This window comes from Streptomyces sp. NPDC017202 (genome assembly GCF_044331705.1).
Taxonomy (GTDB): Bacteria; Actinomycetota; Actinomycetes; order Streptomycetales; family Streptomycetaceae; genus Streptomyces.
In genome coordinates, this window is record NZ_JBIRNP010000001.1 from 365940 (window position 1) to 382822 (window position 16883).

Annotated in this window: 16 protein-coding genes and 1 tRNA gene; 8 read left to right on the forward strand and 9 right to left on the reverse strand. The window is 71.8% G+C overall.

The window, feature by feature from the left end:
• Window positions 1-136 precede the first annotated feature (136 nt).
• Together ACH4N1_RS01500 and ACH4N1_RS01505 are read left to right on the forward strand one after the other, a co-directional pair.
• Window positions 137-592 carry a DoxX family protein gene (locus ACH4N1_RS01500; RefSeq protein ID WP_398093691.1) on the forward strand — a complete coding sequence of 152 codons (456 nt, stop codon included), beginning with the start codon at window positions 137-139 and terminating at the stop codon, window positions 590-592.
• Window positions 593-827: 235 nt separating this feature from the next.
• Window positions 828-1439 (forward strand): DedA family protein, encoded by a 612-nt coding sequence (locus tag ACH4N1_RS01505; RefSeq protein WP_382792717.1) that lies wholly within the window; start codon window positions 828-830, stop codon window positions 1437-1439.
• Window positions 1440-1538: 99 nt separating this feature from the next.
• Here ACH4N1_RS01505 and ACH4N1_RS01510 read toward each other — a convergent pair whose 3' ends face one another.
• Window positions 1539-1781 carry a DUF2277 domain-containing protein gene (locus tag ACH4N1_RS01510; RefSeq protein ID WP_398093692.1) on the reverse strand — a complete coding sequence of 81 codons (243 nt, stop codon included), beginning with the start codon at window positions 1779-1781 and terminating at the stop codon, window positions 1539-1541.
• Between the two features lie 132 nt (window positions 1782-1913).
• On the opposite strand from ACH4N1_RS01510, the gene ACH4N1_RS01515 reads away from it, so the two are divergent.
• On the forward strand, window positions 1914-2819 hold the full coding sequence (locus ACH4N1_RS01515; RefSeq protein WP_398093694.1) for a ketopantoate reductase family protein: 906 nt from the start codon (window positions 1914-1916) through the stop codon (window positions 2817-2819).
• Between the two features lie 106 nt (window positions 2820-2925).
• Here the strand turns inward: ACH4N1_RS01515 and tnpA are convergent, their stop codons facing one another.
• Window positions 2926-3273: an IS200/IS605 family transposase gene (gene tnpA, locus ACH4N1_RS01520; RefSeq protein WP_398093695.1), complete on the reverse strand. Its 348-nt coding sequence runs from the start codon at window positions 3271-3273 to the stop codon at window positions 2926-2928.
• A gap of 95 nt (window positions 3274-3368) precedes the next feature.
• On the opposite strand from tnpA, the gene ACH4N1_RS01525 reads away from it, so the two are divergent.
• On the forward strand, window positions 3369-4586 hold the full coding sequence (locus ACH4N1_RS01525; RefSeq protein WP_398093696.1) for an RNA-guided endonuclease InsQ/TnpB family protein: 1218 nt from the start codon (window positions 3369-3371) through the stop codon (window positions 4584-4586).
• 15 nt (window positions 4587-4601) lie between these two features.
• Here the strand turns inward: ACH4N1_RS01525 and ACH4N1_RS01530 are convergent, their stop codons facing one another.
• Entirely contained in the window at window positions 4602-5132 is a 531-nt protein-coding gene (locus tag ACH4N1_RS01530; RefSeq protein WP_398093698.1) for a GNAT family N-acetyltransferase, read from the reverse strand.
• Between the two features lie 107 nt (window positions 5133-5239).
• Here ACH4N1_RS01530 and ACH4N1_RS01535 point away from each other — a divergent pair, with 107 nt between their 5' ends.
• The gene (locus ACH4N1_RS01535; RefSeq protein WP_398093699.1) at window positions 5240-5584 is read left to right on the forward strand and encodes a hypothetical protein; all 345 of its coding nucleotides are present in this window, start codon (window positions 5240-5242) and stop codon (window positions 5582-5584) included.
• A gap of 90 nt (window positions 5585-5674) precedes the next feature.
• On the opposite strand, the gene ACH4N1_RS01540 is transcribed toward ACH4N1_RS01535, so the two are convergent.
• A tRNA-Val gene (locus tag ACH4N1_RS01540) sits at window positions 5675-5749 on the reverse strand.
• A 277-nt stretch (window positions 5750-6026) separates the two neighbouring features.
• Here ACH4N1_RS01540 and ACH4N1_RS01545 point away from each other — a divergent pair.
• Together ACH4N1_RS01545 and ACH4N1_RS01550 are read left to right on the forward strand one after the other, a co-directional pair.
• On the forward strand, window positions 6027-7400 hold the full coding sequence (locus ACH4N1_RS01545) for a hypothetical protein (RefSeq protein ID WP_398093700.1): 1374 nt from the start codon (window positions 6027-6029) through the stop codon (window positions 7398-7400).
• A gap of 103 nt (window positions 7401-7503) precedes the next feature.
• Window positions 7504-8148, forward strand: a complete 645-nt coding sequence (locus tag ACH4N1_RS01550) for a DUF4383 domain-containing protein (protein ID WP_398093702.1) — start codon at window positions 7504-7506, stop codon at window positions 8146-8148.
• A gap of 16 nt (window positions 8149-8164) precedes the next feature.
• On the opposite strand, the gene ACH4N1_RS01555 is transcribed toward ACH4N1_RS01550, so the two are convergent.
• The 3 genes from ACH4N1_RS01555 to ACH4N1_RS01565 all read right to left on the reverse strand — a co-directional run bounded on the left by ACH4N1_RS01555 (window position 8165) and on the right by ACH4N1_RS01565 (window position 13019).
• Window positions 8165-9340, reverse strand: coding sequence for an amidase domain-containing protein (locus ACH4N1_RS01555; protein ID WP_398093703.1), 1176 nt, complete (start codon window positions 9338-9340; stop codon window positions 8165-8167).
• Between the two features lie 146 nt (window positions 9341-9486).
• The gene (locus ACH4N1_RS01560; protein ID WP_398093705.1) at window positions 9487-10767 is read right to left on the reverse strand and encodes a hypothetical protein; all 1281 of its coding nucleotides are present in this window, start codon (window positions 10765-10767) and stop codon (window positions 9487-9489) included.
• A 47-nt stretch (window positions 10768-10814) separates the two neighbouring features.
• Window positions 10815-13019, reverse strand: a complete 2205-nt coding sequence (locus ACH4N1_RS01565) for a transglycosylase domain-containing protein (protein ID WP_398094383.1) — start codon at window positions 13017-13019, stop codon at window positions 10815-10817.
• A gap of 288 nt (window positions 13020-13307) precedes the next feature.
• On the opposite strand from ACH4N1_RS01565, the gene ACH4N1_RS01570 reads away from it, so the two are divergent.
• A complete protein-coding gene (locus ACH4N1_RS01570) occupies window positions 13308-13520 on the forward strand; it encodes a zinc ribbon domain-containing protein (RefSeq protein ID WP_356559505.1) in 213 nt (70 codons plus the stop codon).
• 47 nt (window positions 13521-13567) lie between these two features.
• On the opposite strand, the gene ACH4N1_RS01575 is transcribed toward ACH4N1_RS01570, so the two are convergent.
• A complete protein-coding gene (locus ACH4N1_RS01575; protein ID WP_398093707.1) occupies window positions 13568-14377 on the reverse strand; it encodes an HAD family hydrolase in 810 nt (269 codons plus the stop codon).
• Window positions 14377-16878 carry a phosphoribosyltransferase gene (locus ACH4N1_RS01580; RefSeq protein ID WP_398093708.1) on the reverse strand — a complete coding sequence of 834 codons (2502 nt, stop codon included), beginning with the start codon at window positions 16876-16878 and terminating at the stop codon, window positions 14377-14379. The genes ACH4N1_RS01575 and ACH4N1_RS01580 overlap by 1 nt, the downstream gene beginning before the upstream one ends.
• Window positions 16879-16883 lie beyond the last annotated feature (5 nt).

The window sequence follows — 16883 nt, forward strand, 5'->3', positions numbered from 1 at the left end:
CCATGGCCAAATGTTGAACTTGCAAGCATCACTGGAGTCCACCTAGCGTGGGTCACTCGTTCGGTACCGCCGTCCCCACGCGGCCTGCCCACCCCACGGCATGCCGCACGTCCGACACCGAAGGAGTACTCCCCACATGTCCGCTCGTCTCGACAGCGCACAGCCGTACGCGATCGGCCTGTTCCGCATCGTCGTCGGTCTGCTCTTCGCCTGCCACGGCGCCGCCTCGCTCTTCGGCGTCCTCGGCGGAGCGGCCGGCAGCGACGGCGGCACGATCGACGCCGGCACCTGGCCCGGCTGGTACGCGGCCGTGATCCAGCTGGTCTGCGGCAGCCTGGTGCTGCTCGGCCTCGGCACCCGGGCCGCCGCCTTCCTCGCCTCGGGCTCGATGGCGTACGCGTACTTCGACGTCCACCAGTCGGCGGCGCTGTGGCCGATAGAGAACGGCGGCGAGGCCTCCGCCATGTTCTGCTGGGCCTTCCTGCTCCTGGTGTTCACCGGCTCCGGCGCACTCGGCGTGGACCGGCTGTTCACCCGGCGTACGGCGTCGGACCGGGAGCCGGCCACCGAGCAGGCCACCGTCGCCGCCTGACCTCGCGCGGCCCCCGGCCTCGTCGGGTGCGCTCTCCGCGGTCGCGGAGGGCGCGCCCGAGGCGTGGACGGACCGCACTCGTGTGAACACTCCGTGGTGAACACACGAGCCCCCCGTGAAGCTCCTGTCACACCTCGGGCGTACGCTGTATGGCTGTCATTGGCCGCACCTGCCGCTCCCCCGCGACACAGCGGCACGGTTCGGCCGCACGGGGGAGACGACGGGGAGTTTCGCGGTGTTCGAGAGTGTGGGGGCGTTGATCGGCGCCCCATGGATCTACGCGTTGGTGGCCCTGTCGGTCCTCCTTGACGTGTTCCTGCCGGTGCTGCCGAGCGGCGTGCTCGTCATCACCGCGGCGACGGCCGCGGCCGCGGGATCGGGGGCGGCGACCGGCCGGCTGCCGCACGAGGTGCCCGACATCCTCGCGCTGATCCTCTCCGCGGCGACCGCCTCCGTCCTCGGCGATCTGGCCGCCTACCGCCTCGCCCGGCGCGGCGGGGCACGGCTGGACCGCGCGATCTCCCGTTCCCGGCGGCTGACCACCGCGCAGGAACGTCTCGGGCGGGCCCTCGCCGAAGGCGGCGGCGCGCTCGTCGTGCTGGCCAGGTTCGCACCGGCCGGCCGGTCCGTCGTCTCGCTCATCGCGGGCGCCGCGCAGCGCCGCGTCCGCGACTTCCTGCCCTGGTCCGCCCTGGCCGGCCTCTCCTGGGCCGCGTACAGCGTCGCCCTCGGCTACTTCGGCGCGCACTGGCTCGGGGCGACCTGGCTGGCGGCGGGGGTGTCCTTCCTGGCCCTGTTCGCCGCGGGCTCGGGAGCGGCCTACCTGATGCGCCGGCCGCCGGCGTAGCCGCCGGGGCACGTGAGGCACCCGGCAGGCCGGGCCGCACGGCCGCCGCCCGGCCCGGCCGCGGGGCCGCCGTGGCCCCGGCGCAGCCGGGCCTCCAGGTCAGCCCCCGCCCGGCGCGGCCGCGCGTGGTGCGGCTCCGCGCACCTCCAGTCCGGCCAGCAGTTCCGCCGTGGCTTCGGCCACGGCCTCCACCGCCCGCTCGAACACCTCCCGGTTGTGCGCGGCCGGCGCCCGGAAGCCGGACACCTTCCGCACGTACTGGAGGGCGGCGGCCCGGATCTCGTCCTCCGTGGCCTCCTCGGGCAGCGCGGGCGGACGAAGGGTCTTGATACTCCGGCACATGCCCCCAGTCTCACCCCGCCCGGCCCGGTCCGTCGCCCCTTTCCCCCTTTCCCCGCCTTCCGGGCCCTGCCATGATCACCTCCGAGGCGGCCACCGGATCCGGGGCCGACCGACGAGAGGAACAGCGGCACCATGACGAACAAGCTCACTCTGGCGGTCCTCGGCCCCGGCGGCATCGGCGGTCTCCTCGCCGGTCTCCTGTCGCGCGCCGGCCACCGCGTGATCTGCCTGTCCGGCGAGGACACGGCCACCCGTCTGCGCACCCACGGCGTGCACGTGCGCAGCGCGCGGTTCGGCGACTTCACCGCACCCGTCGCGGCGGCCACCGAACTCGGCGCCCCCGTCGACGCCGTCCTGATCACCGTCAAGCACACCGCCCTCGACGCGGCGCTGGCACGCGTCCCGGCCGCGGCCGTCGGCGACGCCCTTCTCGTGCCGTTCCTGAACGGCGTCGAGCACCCGGCGCTCCTGCGCGCCCGCTACGGTCCGGACTCCGTCGCCCCGGCCGTCGTCCGCGTCGAGTCCACGCGCGTCGCCGCGGGCGTGATCGAGCACGCCAGCCCCTTCGCGGAGATCGACCTCGCCGGTGACCGGGTCCCCCGCCCACGCCTCGACGGCCTCGCGCGGGCGCTGACGGAGGCCGGCCCGACGACCCGGGTCCTGCCGGGCGAGTCGGCCGCGCTGTGGGCGAAGATGGCGTTCCTCGCCCCCTTCGCCCTTCTCACGACCCGTCACGCGCTGCCCCTCGGAGAGGTCAGGACACGCCACCGCGAGGACCTGACCGCCCTGGTCGCGGAGACGGCCGCGGTGAGCCGCGCCTGCGGCGCGCCCGCCGACCCGGCGGCGGCGCTCGCCCGCTACGACGCCTTCCCGCCGGCCACCAGGTCGTCCATGCAGCGCGACGCGGAGGCCGGCCGCCCGCTGGAACTGGAGGCGATCGGCGGGGCGTTGCTCCGCGCGGCCGAGCGGCACGGGGTGCCGGTGCCGGTGGCGGCCCGCCTGGTGCGGGAGTTGCGGGAAGCGGGCTACCGGATCTAATCGCAGTGCACCGGGCTTCAGCCCGGTGGTGAAGCGATTCTGAGAACTGCTCTGGCCTTCGCCGTGTGCGCGGATCTGCACGGAGAGTCTCAGGCGCAGCGGAGGATCAGACCGGCCGGTTCTGCTGCTCGATGTACTGCTTCACGATCGACAGTGGAGCCCCGCCGACTGACCCGGCGAAGTAGGAGCCGGACCACAGCCGCTGTGGCCGCCAGTGGTGCTGGAGCAGTTCCGGATACTCCTGGCAGAGCCTGCGGGAACTGACGCCCTTGAGACTGTTGACCAGCTTGGACGGGGCAACCTTCGGCGGGAAGTTCACGAGCGGGTGGACGTGGTTGTTCTCCCCGTTGAACTCGACCAGCTCGCATGCGAAGTCCGCGCAGACGGCCCGCATGATCTCCTCCATGCGCCTCAGGTGGGCGTCCTCGAAGACCTTGTGCCGGTACTTCGTCACAAAAACCTAATGTGCATGAAGAGCAAAAGCACAGTGCCGACCAGTACGAATGTTCTGATAGTCGGCCATAAACCAATTTTAGTAGGGTAATTGGCATGCAGTTGAGGTACAGCTTCCGCCTGTACCCGAACGGTCCCCAGCGCGTAGCGCTGGCCCGGGCGTTCGGGTGTGCGCGGGTGGTCTACAACGATGCGCTTCGCGCCCGTGAGACCGCCCGCGCCGCAGGCGAGGCGTTCCCGAAGACCGGGGACCTGTCCAAGCTGCTGATCACCGAGGCCAAGCTCACCGAAGAGCGCGCGTGGCTCGGCGAGGTGTCCGCCGTGGTCCTCCAACAGTCCCTCCGGGACCTGGATGCCGCATACCGGAACTTCTTCGACAGCCTCAAGGGCAAGCGCCCGCGCATGGGAGCGCCCCGCTTCAAGAGCCGCAAGGGTAACCGGCAGGCCCTACGGTTCACCGCCAACGCCCGCTGGAAGATCACCACCGGCGGGGACCTGTCCCTGCCGAAGATCGGGGACGTGCGGGTGAAGTGGTCCCGCAACCTCCCCTCCGTGCCGTCCACGGTGACAGTGATCAAGGACGCGGCCGGGAGGTACTTCGCGTCCTTCGTCGTGGAGACCGACCCCGAGGCGCTGCCCGACGTGGAATCCGTTGCCGGAATCGACCTGGGGCTGGGGCACTTCGCGGTCCTGTCCGACGGCACGAAGATCGACGCTCCTCGCTTCCTGCGCCGGGCCGAGAGGAAGCTCAAGCGCGCACAGCGGAACCTGAGCCGCAAGGCGAAGGGGAGCAACAACCGGGACAAGTCCCGCATCAAGGTCGCCCGCGCTCACGCGCAGGTGGCCGACGCACGGCGCGAGTTCCACCACCAGCTCTCCACCCGGCTGATCCGCGACAACCAAGCGGTCGCAGTGGAGGACCTGGCGGTGAAGGGACTCGCCCGTACGCGCCTGGCCAAGTCCGTGCACGACGCGGGATGGTCCGCGTTCGTGGCGATGCTGGAGTACAAGGCCGCGAAGTTCGGCCGCGGCTTCCACCGCATCGGACGGTTCGAGCCCACCTCTCAGGTCTGCTCGGTCTGCGGCGTCAAGGACGGCCCCAAGCCCCTCCACATCCGCGTATGGGAATGCGAGGCTTGCGGGGCCGTCCTCGACCGGGACATCAACGCGGCGGTCAACGTCGCCATGGCCGCCGGACTGGCGGTGTCGGCCTGTGGAGCGCAGGTAAGACCGGTACCCGTACCGGCCCAGCGCGGTGAAGCAGGAACCCACCGAGACGGTCAGCCGACCGTGGTAGGAATTCCCGGCCTTTAGGCCGGGGAGCGGAAGTCAATGACCGAGGCCGACGCACCAGTCGTCGGACGTCATCCAGTGCCCCTTCGGGTACTCGAAGTCGAACCGGCCGAGCAGGGTGAACCCCGCTCTGCGGCACACCCCGTTGGAGGCGGGATGGTCCATGGCCGGGAAGGCGCGCAGGGTCCGGGGTCCGCCGGTGTCCCGCGCGCCCTGCCGGACGACCTCGACGACCGCGCGGGCCGCCCGCGCGGCCAGTCCCCGGCCCTGGAACTCGGGCAGCACTCCCCACCCCGTCTCCCAGACCGGCTCCCCCTGCCAGGGCCGCTCCCAGTAGCCGATCGACCCGACGGTCTCGCCGCTCCCGGCCAGCACGACCCGGTACATCCGTCCCGAGTCCAGCTCCAGGTAACGCCGGTGACGGTCGATCAGTCGCGCCGCCGGCTCGGGACCGCCCAGATGACCGGTCATCTCCGGGCTGTTGTTCCGCTCCAGCAGCCAGAGGTCGCCCTCCGCCCAAGGCACCAACCGCACTTGCCGTGCCTGCCGCACACCGGTGACGTCCATGCCGTCACCGTAGGACAGGGGGCCGACACCGCCCCTTCGTTCATTCGAACGAATGAACCCCCCTGGGAAACTCGCGACTCAAAATCGAACAGGCGTACCATTGCCGTGTGGCTACGACCTATGACTTTCCCAGCGACCTGCGCGCCGGTCAGGAGGAGCTGCATCAGGTCCGCACCGAGCTGTCGGCCCTGCTGAAGCGGCTGCCCTGGTCGGTCGAGCCGCTGGACGGCTTCAGCGACGACGGCGGCTGGCGCAAGGTGGAGCGCCCCGCCTCCCCCGGCTGGACGGCCGACGAGCAGGCCGAGGTGGAGAAGCTCCGCCGGCGCGAACACGAGCTGGCCGTGTTCGTGTCCGGCCACCGCTTCTGGGCGGAGGTGGCCGCCACCGAGCGCGTGGAGGCCCGCATGCGCCTCAAGCACGCCCACGATGCGCCGCCCGACGAGGAGGCCTAGCCGGACAGGCCCTGACCGGACGGGACGCGGCGCGCGCCCGTGACATGCGAGAGGGTCCCCGGGAAATCCCGGGGACCCTCTCGTACTGCCTGGTGGGCGCGGACGGTTTCGAACCGCCGACATCCTGCTTGTAAGGCAGGCGCTCTACCCCTGAGCTACGCACCCGGGACGAGTCGACAGCCTACATCGCCCGGGGCCGTGCCCCGCAAACCCGTATCGACGGCGAAGGACGCGGGCGCGGGTCTTCTCGCGCCGGATCGGCGCGCACGCGCGGGGCGGTCCGGTGCGCCTCGACCCGGCGGCCGCACCGGAGCGGGTGGGGTTCGGCACCGGCGACGGGAAGGTCACCGCGCGGAAAGTGAACCGACCGGCCCGTGTGTTCGTCATCAACCGGTGGGAGAATGACACCGGGCAGGGGCGGATCACAGCACGGGAGAGGGATGTGACGGCGACACCAGCGCAGCCGTACTCGCCGTCGGTGCCGCACGCGCGTCCGCGGGCGCTCGGCGACGCCCTCGCGCTCGCCGCCCTTCCCCTCGTCGCCGTCCTCCTGCTGCCCGCCGCGTTCGCCGGGGGCGGCACCCGCCGCTGGTTCGGCGGACGGGCGGAGGGCCAGCGGGCGGAGGCCCAGGCCGCGAAGGACGCCGCGGCGGCCTCGTTCTACGAACTGGACACCGCGCAGCGGGACCTGCGGATCTCGATCGAGACGATCACGGCGGTCGACGCCTCGCCGGCCGCCCGGCGCGCGGTGGCCGACTTCGAGGCCCTCGGCCGGCGCATCGACGAGGCGAGCCACCAGTACATCCAGGCCGTCGACGCCCACGACCTGGACCGGGACGACCTGGAGGCCGCCACCGCGACGCGGGCGCGCGCCGAGCTGGCCCGCGCGAAGGACGAACTGGACCGCGTCAAGGGCGAGCTGGACCGTTTCACCGACGGGCTCGGGCCGCTGCTGGGCACGGCGGAGACCCAGCTGGCCCGGCTGGCGCCCGCCGTGGAGCGGGCCCGCCAGAGCCTGCTGGCCGCGTCGAACGCGCTGGACGCCGTCCGCAGGACGGGACTGCGGGCGGACGACCTCGCCGCCCGGCTGGCCGCGCTCGCTCCGGAGCTGACCAAGCTGAACCAGGGCGCGGGGCAGCACGGCGTGCCGGGCACCCTGGAGCGCGCCGAGCGGGTCTCCCGCGAGGCCGGGGCGGTCCGGGCGGAGGCCGAGCGGCTGCCGGAGAAGGCCGCCGAGATCGACCACCGGCTGGTGTCCCTGCGGACGCGCGCGCAGGCGCTGACCACCCGGGCGGGGCAGGTCGAGCCGATCCTGAGCGAGCTGCGCCGGCGTTTCACGGCGGCCTGCTGGCAGGACCTCCAGCACGTCCCCGACCAGTCCGTGGAGCACGTCCGGCAGGCGGAGGCGAAGCTCGCCGAGGCGCAGACCGCGCGGGACGCCCAGCGCTGGCCGGACGCCACCGCGCTGCTGTCGACGGCGCGCGCCCTGCTGAACTCCACCGACGAGGCCGTCTCGGCCGCCGGTGACCGGCTGGCCAGGCTGAACGCCGTGCAGAAGGACCCGCGGCAGGAGATCGAGCGGACCCGCTTCGCGATCCGGGACGCGCAGCGGCTGGCGATGGCCGGGCGCAACACCCCGGACCCTCGGGACGCGCGGCCGCTGGACGAGGCGGTGGCCCGGCTGGAGCGGGCGATCGCCACGCTGGAGGGCCGCCACCCGGACTACTGGCACTTCCTGACGGAGACGGAGGCCGTCCGGCACACGGTGTCCGGCGTGGTGAACCGGATCCGCGAGGACCGCGGCGCCGGGCACTGAGCGCGGCCCGCCCGGCCGCCGGCGTTGCCGACGGCGCGCGTCGGGCGGATATTGGAGGTGCGTAGGACTCGGCTCGCGCAGCGCTTTCCGGAGGGAGGCGGAGATGGCCACCCACCTCACGCACTCGGGGACCCGGCAACGGATCAGGCTGGACGACCACCTGCCCGTCGATCACCGTCTGAACAGGGTCTACCGGATCGGCGCCGGTCTGATGGGCGTCGGACTGATCGTCTTCGGGATCTTCGGGATCATCGACCGGATCGGTTTCCTCGACACCGGCGGGGACACCGTCTGGAGTCTGAACACCAACGGCGCGCTCAGCTGGCTGTCGGTCGCCGTCGGTCTGCTGCTCCTCGTCGGCATGGTGATCGGCGGGAACTTCGCCTCCACGCTGAACATGACCCTCGGCGTGCTGTTCGTGGCCAGCGGCTTCCTGAACATGGGGCTGCTGGAGACGGACTACAACTTCCTGGCGTTCCAGATCCAGAACTGCATGCTCAGCTTCGTGATCGGCATCCTGCTGCTGGTGTTCGGGATGTACGGCAGGGTCGGTTCGGCCCTGCCGCACGACAACCCGTACTGGCGGGCCCGCCACCCCGACCTGGCAAAGGACCGGGACCGCGATCGGGAGCGGCGGGAGCAGTTCCCGGCGGAGCACCCCGAGGCGCCCCGGATCACGTCCCGGGAGGCGGCCCGTGAGGCGTTCGGGGAGGCCCCCCGGCCCGGTCAGGACCCGCCGGGGACCTGACCGGGTGCCGCACCCGTCAGGTGCGGTAGGCGTAGTACGCGGCGGTCGGGTACGACGCGATGATGCTCGCCACCGACCTGCTGTAGGTGTTGGTGGAGTGGTACGTCACGTACGGCACGCCCCGGCTGCGGGACGTGACGATCATGGTGTGGTCCTTGGAGCCGTCCTTGTCGAAGTCGACCTGGAGGACGTCGCCGACGTCCAGCTGGTAGACGTTGGCGAGGGGGGTCGTCCGCTTGGAGTTCTGGGCGAACCAGGACCACTCGTTGACTCCGACGAAGGAGTCGGACTGGATGTCGGCGTTGCCGAACCACCGCGTGTAGTCGTACACGTAGCCGGGGACGTGCTTCCAGCCGCCCGCCTTCAGTGCCTGGCTGACGAAGTTGGTGCAGTCGCCGCCCGCGCCGTGCCCGTTGAAGTTGGGGTAGGCGGGGTTGTAGTTCGACCAGTACTGCTTGGCGTAGGCGGCCATGGCGTTGTAGTCGAGGCCGCTGGCGGTGAAGTTCTTCGCGTTCGCCGGGCCGGGGTACGAGGTCGACGCCTTGGGGGCCGACGGCGTGGTGCTGGTGGTGGTGGCCACCATGGGTGCGACGGACGGCTTGGCGGTCTGGTTCACCGCGAGGCCCTCGTCGGTGTCGCGGATGCCGGTGAGCTGCCAGTCGCCGTGCCGGTCGGCGGTGAACGTCAGCTCGTGGTGGGCCTGGAACCCGGTGGCCTTCGGCTCGTCGCCGCGGACCTTCTCGTAGGTGAGGGTCGTGGTCTCGGTGACCGCGACCTTGGCCTTGCGGCCCTTCACGTTCGTGGCGTCCAGGGTGACGGTGGTGCTGCCCTTGCTGTACTTCTCGCCGAGCTGGGCGAGCCGCTCCTTGCGCTGGTCCAGCGAGGACAGCGCGGCGTCCTCGGCGCGGTTCTGCTTCGACGACAGCTTGACGTCACCGGAGAAGCCGTCGGTCAGCGGCTTTCCGCGCTTGTCCCGCTTGCCGTCGACCAGGGCTTCGGTGCGGTCGGTGAAGACCGCGTCGGCGAGGCGCTGGAAGGTGGCCTTGGTCCCGGCGTCCACCTTGGGGTCGTCGACGACCGCTGCGCCGGCGCTCCAGTTGGGCAGCAGGGCCACTCCTGCGACGACGGAGGTGGCGGCCGCTCCGAGTATCGCGGCGCGGCGCCGCGTACGGCTCAATTTCCTTGACTTCACTGATGCTTCCCCTCTTGCCCCGGCGGCTGGATGCCGGGGTAGCGCATCTTTGCATGCCATGTGTGGCTCGTGTGAAGAGGGGGGCGGCACTCGGGCACGGGAGTTATAGGACCGTCACTGCACAACGGCGTCCCGTGTCAACCCGGTTACTGGACGACGGTCGACCAGTCCGGCGACTGGGCGGGGTCGAGGGTGCGCAGCCGCTCCAGGGTGGCGGGCGTCTGCACGTCCATCCAGTCGGCCAGCTCCTTGAAGGAGACGCACTTGACGTCCTTCTTCACGCACACGGTCTTGATGACCTCGTCGACGGCCTTCATGTAGATGCCGCCGTTCCACTCCTCGAAGTGGTTGCCGATGAACAGCGGGGCCCGGCTGCCGTAGTAGACGCGGTTGAAGCCGGCCAGGTAGGTGTCGAGGGTCTCCTGCTGCCACTTCGGGTACTGGGCGGGGTCGCCCTCGGTCTCGCCCTCGGACTGGTTGTAGAGGAAGTTGAAGTCCATGGACAGGCCCTGGTACTTGCCGCCCTCGTAGGGGAGCATCTGGAGGGGGAAGTCCCAGATGCCGTTCTTCTTCGCGGGCCAGATCTGGAAGTCGCCGGCCGAGCTGGCGTCGTAGCGCCAGCCGTAGCTCTTGGCGGCCTTCAGCAGGTTGGCCTGGCCCTCCAGGCAGGGGGCGCGGCCGCCGACCACCTCCTTCTTGAAGTCGAAGGGCAGCGGGTCCATGTCGGTGTAGCCGGTGTTCGTCTTCCACTTCTCGGCGAAGCCGAAGAACTGGTCGATCTCGCTCTTCCACTCGTCGACGCTCCAGTCGCCGCCGCCCTTGGCGCCGCAGAAGTGGCCGTTGAAGTGGGTCCCTATCTCGTTCCCCTCCTCCCAGGCCTTGGCGAGGTCCTCCAGGGTGGTGCGGACGTGTTCGTCGGTGGGGAAGCTGATCGCCGCGGACCCCTTGGGGTGCTGCGGCGGGCTGTAGAGGTCGGCCTTGCTCTTGGGCAGCAGGTAGATGCCCGTGAGGAAGAAGGTCATGTGCGCGTTGTACTCCCGCGCCAGCTCCCGGTAGTGGGTGAACAGCCCGTCGTCGCCGGCCAGGGCGCCGTCCCAGGAGAAGACGACGAACTGGGGCGGTTTCTCACCGGGTTTGAGCGGCACGGGCTTGAGGCCGCCCTCCTGCGGGCCGGTGTACGAGGTGGAGCCGTCCCCGAGGACCTTGGTCTTGCCGTCCCACTCCTCCTCGTCCGGTGACGCGGTCGCCCTGCTCCCCTTGCCGGCGGAGGCGGTCGGCGCGGTGTCGTCCGTGCGGCTGAGCACCAGGTAGCCCGCCACCAGCGAGGCGACCACGAGGAAGGCCGCCAGGCTCAGGAAGCCCGGGTGGGCGGCGGCGGGGCGGTTCGTTGCCCGGGTCTTGCGGCGGCGGCCCGACGGTGGCGTCATGTGCGGCTCATTCTCGAGGGGTTCGGGGACTGCGGTGCGGCCTGGGGTCAGCCGAGCGGGCTCATGGCTCTGGACCAGATGCCGTAGGGGACGCTGTCGTCCGCTGTGCCGTCGATGCCCTTCAGCGGCAGCGGTTCGAGACTCTTCGCCAGGTCGATGCGGTAGACGACGACCGCGGTGGAGACGGCCTTGTGGGTGCCGACGTACCAGGCTGCCTTGTCGTCCTGGGTGGTCCCGGCCTTCCCGGCCACCTGGGCGCCCTCGGGTGCCGCGCCGGGGTGGGCGGTGCGGAAGGCGTCGGTGAGGGCGGAGGTGACCTCCTCGGCCGTGTCGGCGCCGATCGCGCGGACCGGCCTGGGGAGGGCCATCGGGACCTTGGTGCCGTTGTGGGTGACCTGCCGCACGGAGTACGGCTCGGTGTGCTTGCCGGCCGCGGCGAAGGTGGAGTAGCCGCTGGCCATGCGGATCGCGCTGGGGGTGGAGCTGCCCTGGGACAGCGCGGGCACCTGGGCGCCGAGGCTGGAGGGAAGCAGTCCGGCCGCCTCCGCGGTGTCGCGCACCTTGTCCAGGCCGGTGTCCATGCCGAGCTGCATGAACGGCGTGTTCACCGACAGGGCCAGCGCCCGGTGCAGGGAGATCTGCCCGTGGGACTTGTGGCCGTCGTTGCGGGCGGCGACCTTCTTGCCGCTGCGGTCCCAGTACGGCCCCTCCGGCGTGGTCACCGGCACGCCGTCGTCGCCGTCGTAGACGGACTCCCCGGTGACCGGGGTGGCCTCGCCGTCCCGCGTCTTGTGGACGCCGTGCTCCAGGCCGGCGGCGTAGACGAAGGGCATGAAGGCGGAGCCGGCCGGGACGGTGGTGGCGTTGGACTCGTTGTAGCCCTGGGTACGGTGGTCGGGGCCGCCGTAGACGGCGAGGACGCGTCCGTCGGCGGCCACCGAGGCGGCGCCGTAGTGGGCGGTCTTCGCGTTCTTCGGGTCCTCCTTGACGGCCTTCTGGCGGGCCTTGGTGACGGCGTCCGTGAGCTGGGTCTCGCGGTCCTTCTCGAAGGTGGTGTAGATCTGGTAGCCGCCCAGGTCGAAGTCCTTGTCGCCGATCTTCGCGGACTTCTTGGCGTACTGGGAGGCGAGCTCGACGAGGTAGTCGCTCTGTTCACCGGTGTCGTACAGCGGATTGCTCTTGAGCGGCTCGGGGAACTTCGTGTAGCGGGCCCGCTCGGCCTGGGAGAGTTTGCCGATGACGACCATCCGGTCCAGGGTCCACGTCCAGCGTTCCACGGCACGGGCGCGGTTGGCGCTGCTCAGGGTGGGGTCGTAGAGTCCGGCGCCCTTGAGCAGGGCGGCGAGGAAGGCCGCCTCGCTGGCGTTCAGCTCGCTGACGTCCTTGCCGTAGTAGGCCTGGGCGGCGCGCTGGATACCGTAGGTGCCGCGGCCGAACCAGCTGGTGTTGAGGTAGCCCTCCAGGATGTCGTCCTTGCTCATCTGGTTGTCGAGCTTGAGGGCGATCATCGCTTCGGTGAACTTGCGCCGGACCGTCTGGTTCTGGTTGAGGTAGACGTTCTTGACGTACTGCTGGGTGATCGTGGAGCCGCCCTGGGTGTCGCCCTGGCCGACGGTGCGGAACAGGGCGCGGCTGAGGCCCTTGAAGGAGATGCCGGGGTCGCTGTAGAAGCTCTCGTTCTCGGCGGCGAGGACCGCCCAGCGGACGTCCTCGGGGATGTCCTTCAGCGGCATCGCCTGCCGCTGCACCCAGCCGGTGCGGGCCATGGGGGTCCCGTCGGCCCAGAAGTACACGTTGTCCTGCTGGGTGGCGTAGGTGTTGAGGTTGTCCGGGACGTCGGTGGCGGCGTAGGCGACGACCAGGAAGAGGGTGCTCAGGCCCAGGGAGGCGAGGACGCCTCCGAGCGACTGCCGCCAGGAGGGTATCCAGCGGCGCCAGCCGGTGCGGCCGGGCCGCGGGTACCGCGGGCGCATCCGGCGCGCGTACGGGGCGAGGAAGGCCGTCAGGCGCGTCGCGTACGGGGCGAGGAAGGCGACGAGGGGGGCCAGCCGGGGGCCGACGGCGGCGGCGAACCGGGAACGCACGGAGGGGCGGGGGGCTTTTCTGCCCTTCCGCCGGTCTCCCGACAGGGAGGAGTCACCGGACGGGCCGGGTGTCTCCGGTCCCTCCGCACTGCCCGGTATGCCCTCCGGGGGCACCCGCAGTTGCATGGTCTCGTCCGCCTTGAAAGAGGCGGGAACCTTCAACTGCATGGTGGCGTCGGCCGGCTCCGGGGGCTCCTCCCCCTGCCCCGCCTGGGTCACGATGTCTCCCTCCGCACTAGGTGTTGCTCGCGTAGGCAGACGTACAGACGTACGAGGGTCCGGCATGGTTGCCGTCTCGGCGGCAGCAAACCCTGATTCCCCCAACCTCGCGGTTCATCGCGGCGCCCTCAAATTACCAGCGCCCTTCGCAACTTCTCCACATAAGAAATCGACAGAAGTGAACACCGTCGAAACAGTGGAAGCCCGTTCCCCGCACAGAGGGATTAATCTGTCCGCATGCCTCGCTACGAGTACCGCTGCCGTACCTGCGGCGACACCTTCGAACTGAGCCGTCCGATGGCGGAGTCCGCCGCACCCGCCGACTGCCCCGCCGGTCACGACGACACGGTCAAGCTCCTGTCCACCGTAGCCGTCGGCGGCACGGTCTCCGCCCCCGCACCCAAGGCGGGCGGCGGGGGCGGCTGTTGCGGCGGGGGCTGCTGCGGCTGACGCCCGGGGGCGTTCGCCGTCCCGCGGCCCGATCCGGACGGCGGGCCCTACTTCTCGCGGACGCCCTTCAGGAACTCCCGCAGGATCCGCTCCCCCGCCAGCACCCCGCGCTCGGGCAGCGCCGTGACCTGCGGTGCCGTCCAGGCCGCCTCGTGCAGTTCGCCGTGACCGGGACGCCAGCCCCGGTCCGACACCAGCAGCAGATCGGCGTCGAGCAGGGAGTCACCGGCCGTCAGCGTCAGCTCGGCGCCGGTGCGCCGGGCCACCTCGCGCACGGCCGCGCTCTTGGTCAGCGGCTTGGGCACGGCGTAGATCTTGCGGCCCTGGAGCGACACGGTCCAGCCGCGCTCCTCCGCCCAGACCGCCAGCTCCTTCACCCACTCCTCGGGCAGCAGCTCGCGTTCCACCACCAGGTAGGCGAACAGGTCCTCGGCGATGCGCTCCTTGCGCAGCCAGAGCGGGTCGGCGAAGGCCGCGAGGTGCGCCTGCACCTCCGCGAGCGGCGCGCACTCGTCGGCCAGCCGCGCGCTCACCACGGCCTGCCAGTCCGGGTCGGAGACCCCGTCGACCAGCAGGTGCCCGCCGTTCGCGCAGATCGCGTAGGCCGGCGGCGGACCCGGCAGGTTGATGCGCTGGTACTGCTTGCGGGTCCGGGTGGTCGTCGGCACGAACACCGCCGCGTCGCCGAGATCGGTCAGCAGCTGCGCCGCCGTCTCCGTCATGTACGACAGCGGACGGCTCTCGTGCACCTCCACGCACAGCAGCCGGGGCGCCCGCGGGTCCGGCATGGTCAGCGCGAGGGCCGCCGCGGAGTAGATGAGCGTACGGTCGAGGTCGCTCGCCACCAGCACCGGCATCAGAGGGTCACCGCCTTGCCGTCGGCGCCGGTCGCGCCGCGCGTGTACCGCGGGTGGATCAGCCCCACGCAGGAGTACGGCAGGTCGCCGACCTCCTCCACCGGGACCCCGCGCTGGTCGGCGAGGAGCCGGACGTGGTCCAGGTCGGCGCCCGACCCGGCCCGCGCCAGGATCTTCCACGGCACCCGGCGCAGCAGCACCCGGGTGGTCTCGCCGACGCCCGGCTTGACCAGGTTCACGTCGTGGATGCCGTACTCCTCGCTGATGCGCTCGACCGCCGCCCAGCCCTCCCAGGTCGGCGCGCGGTCGGCGGCCAGCAGCTCCTTCACCGCCCCGTCCACGGCGTCCGCGACCTCCGGGAAGCGGGCCGCCACGGCGTCCAGGAAGGCGCCCGACACGTCCGCGCCGGCCAGCTCGCGGTAGAACTTCGCGCCGTGGAAGTCGTCCGGGCCGACCAGGTCGGCGCGCAGCACGGTCCGCGATATCAGGCCGGACACGGTGGAGTTGAGGCAGGCGGACGGGATCAGGAAGTCGTCCCGGGTGCCGTACGTCCGCACGCAGGAGCCCGGGTCGGCCAGCACCGCGATCTCCGGGTCGAAGCCGGCCGCGCCGCCCGCCGCCTCGAACTCCTCGATGGCCACCGCCAGTTCGCGGGTGATCGCGCCCTTGCCGGTCCAGCCGTCGACGAAGACGACGTCCGCCGGGTCGTGGTGCCGGGCCAGCCAGCGCAGCGCGTTGGCGTCGATGCCCCGGCCGCGGACGATGGACACCGCGTAGTGCGGCAGCTCCAGGCCGTGCCGGTGCTGCGCCCAGCGGCGCATCAGCACGCCCACCGGGGTGCCGGCACGGGCCAGGGAGACGAGCACCGGGCGGGGGGACCGCTCGGCGATCACCAGTTCCGTCACCGCGCCGACGGCCTGCGCCAGCCGGGCCGCGGACGCCTCCAGAGCCGTGTGGAACAGCGCCTGGTACTGCTCGCTGGGCTGGTACTCCACCGGCAGCGACTCCGCGTAGTGCGCGCCGCCGCTCTGGACGGCCTCCTCGCGCTCCTCGGTCGGCGCCTCCAGCGTCACGTCGGAGAGGTCCTGGAGCAGCCAGCCGACCTCCTCGGGCGCGTACGAGGAGAAGGCGGGACCACGAAGGGGGTCGGGCAGCATGGCGGGCCTTTCGGGTACGTACAGCGGCTCGGGGACGTAACTGGGCACGACCGCGAGGACGACGTGCGGGATGTGCGCGGCGAGCCGGTCGAGGAGGCCGCCGGGGGCGTGCAGCGCCGGGGTGTCGGCGACGGAGTCGACGACGGCGACCACGGCGTCGAAGTCGGCGTCCGCGACGTTGTAGGCGTAGCGCTCGCCGGGGCCGTCGGCCGGATCGTCGTGCGCGGGGAAGACGATCCGGTTGCGTATCGCGTAACCGGGGTCGTCGACCGCGAGGACCGGTGAGCGGGTGGTGGTGGAGAAGCGCACCTCGGCGGCCGTGGCCCGCTCCAGCTCGTGGGCCAGCCGCAGCGGCGCGTACATCAGCTCCTCGAAGCCGAGGACGTGCACGCGGCGCGCGCCCTCGGGAAGGGCCTCGGCGAGCCGTGCCGCCATCGCGGGCAGGGCGTCCTCGAGCCGGGCGCGGTGCTGCGGGGTGAAGCCGTGGCGGCCGCCGTCGGGGAGGCCGTGGGGCCAGCGCAGGTCGACGCGGGTGAGCCGCGGCCGGATGAGGCCGTCCTCCGGGCGCCCGCCGGTGGGGGCCGGTCCCGCGTACCCGGCCGAGCCGCCCCGCGCCTGCGCCGAGTCCGCCTCGTGGCGCGCCACCAGTTCCCGGCCCTTCTCCAGCACCCCTTCCGGGAGCCGGACCGTGCCCGAGGCCGCCGTCACCAGGTCGACGCGGGCGTCGATCTCGCGGGCGAAGGCCTCCAGGCGTCCCGCGTCGGCAGGGGAGCGCATGTCGACGAGGGCGACGACGACGTACCGGCGGCGCGGGTAGCGCTCGTGCAGGTCGCGGATGGTGTTCAGGACGGTGTTGCCGGTGGAGAACTCGTCGTCGACGAGGACCAGCGGGCCGTCGCCGACCAGGAGCGCCGGGTCCTCCGGCAGCAGCAGGTGGGAGGTGGCGTGCGAGTGGGACTCCTCGAAGCCGCCCGCCGGGACGACGCCGGGGACGGGGCGCCGGGTGGAGTGCAGGTAGGGCGCCCGGCCGACGCCGTCGGCGACGGAGTGCCCGAGACCGGTGGCCGTCTCCGCGTACCCGAGGACGACGGCCTCGGCGGCCTCCTCGCCGAGCAGCTCCGCGACCCGGCGGCCCAGGGCGAGGCCGTGGCCGTACACCACCGACGGCGACTGGGGGACGTGCTTGCCCAGCACGTGGGAGACGAGCAGGTGGGCCCGCTTGGGGTTGCGGCGCAGGGCCAGCCCCAGCAGGTCGGTCAGCCGGTCGTCGCCCACGAGCCGGACGCCGAGCCGCTCGGCGACCCAGCTCCCGGACCAGACCCCGTTGTTCACTGCGTTGTTCATGCGTC

Bases quoted from the DNA above. Each gene is read 5' to 3' on its own strand.
- ACH4N1_RS01500 (WP_398093691.1), top strand. From the start codon at position 137: ATGTCCGCTCGTCTCGACAGCGCACAGCCGTACGCGATCGGCCTGTTC.
- ACH4N1_RS01510 (WP_398093692.1), bottom strand. From the start codon at position 1,781: ATGTGCCGGAGTATCAAGACCCTTCGTCCGCCCGCGCTGCCCGAGGAG.
- ACH4N1_RS01515 (WP_398093694.1), top strand. From the start codon at position 1,914: ATGACGAACAAGCTCACTCTGGCGGTCCTCGGCCCCGGCGGCATCGGC.
- ACH4N1_RS01525 (WP_398093696.1), top strand. From the start codon at position 3,369: ATGCAGTTGAGGTACAGCTTCCGCCTGTACCCGAACGGTCCCCAGCGC.
- ACH4N1_RS01530 (WP_398093698.1), bottom strand. From the start codon at position 5,132: ATGGACGTCACCGGTGTGCGGCAGGCACGGCAAGTGCGGTTGGTGCCT.
- ACH4N1_RS01550 (WP_398093702.1), top strand. From the start codon at position 7,504: ATGGCCACCCACCTCACGCACTCGGGGACCCGGCAACGGATCAGGCTG.
- ACH4N1_RS01560 (WP_398093705.1), bottom strand. From the start codon at position 10,767: ATGACGCCACCGTCGGGCCGCCGCCGCAAGACCCGGGCAACGAACCGC.
- ACH4N1_RS01565 (WP_398094383.1), bottom strand. From the start codon at position 13,019: ATGCAGTTGAAGGTTCCCGCCTCTTTCAAGGCGGACGAGACCATGCAA.
- ACH4N1_RS01570 (WP_356559505.1), top strand. From the start codon at position 13,308: ATGCCTCGCTACGAGTACCGCTGCCGTACCTGCGGCGACACCTTCGAA.
- ACH4N1_RS01575 (WP_398093707.1), bottom strand. From the start codon at position 14,377: ATGCCGGTGCTGGTGGCGAGCGACCTCGACCGTACGCTCATCTACTCC.
- ACH4N1_RS01580 (WP_398093708.1), bottom strand. From the start codon at position 16,878: ATGAACAACGCAGTGAACAACGGGGTCTGGTCCGGGAGCTGGGTCGCC.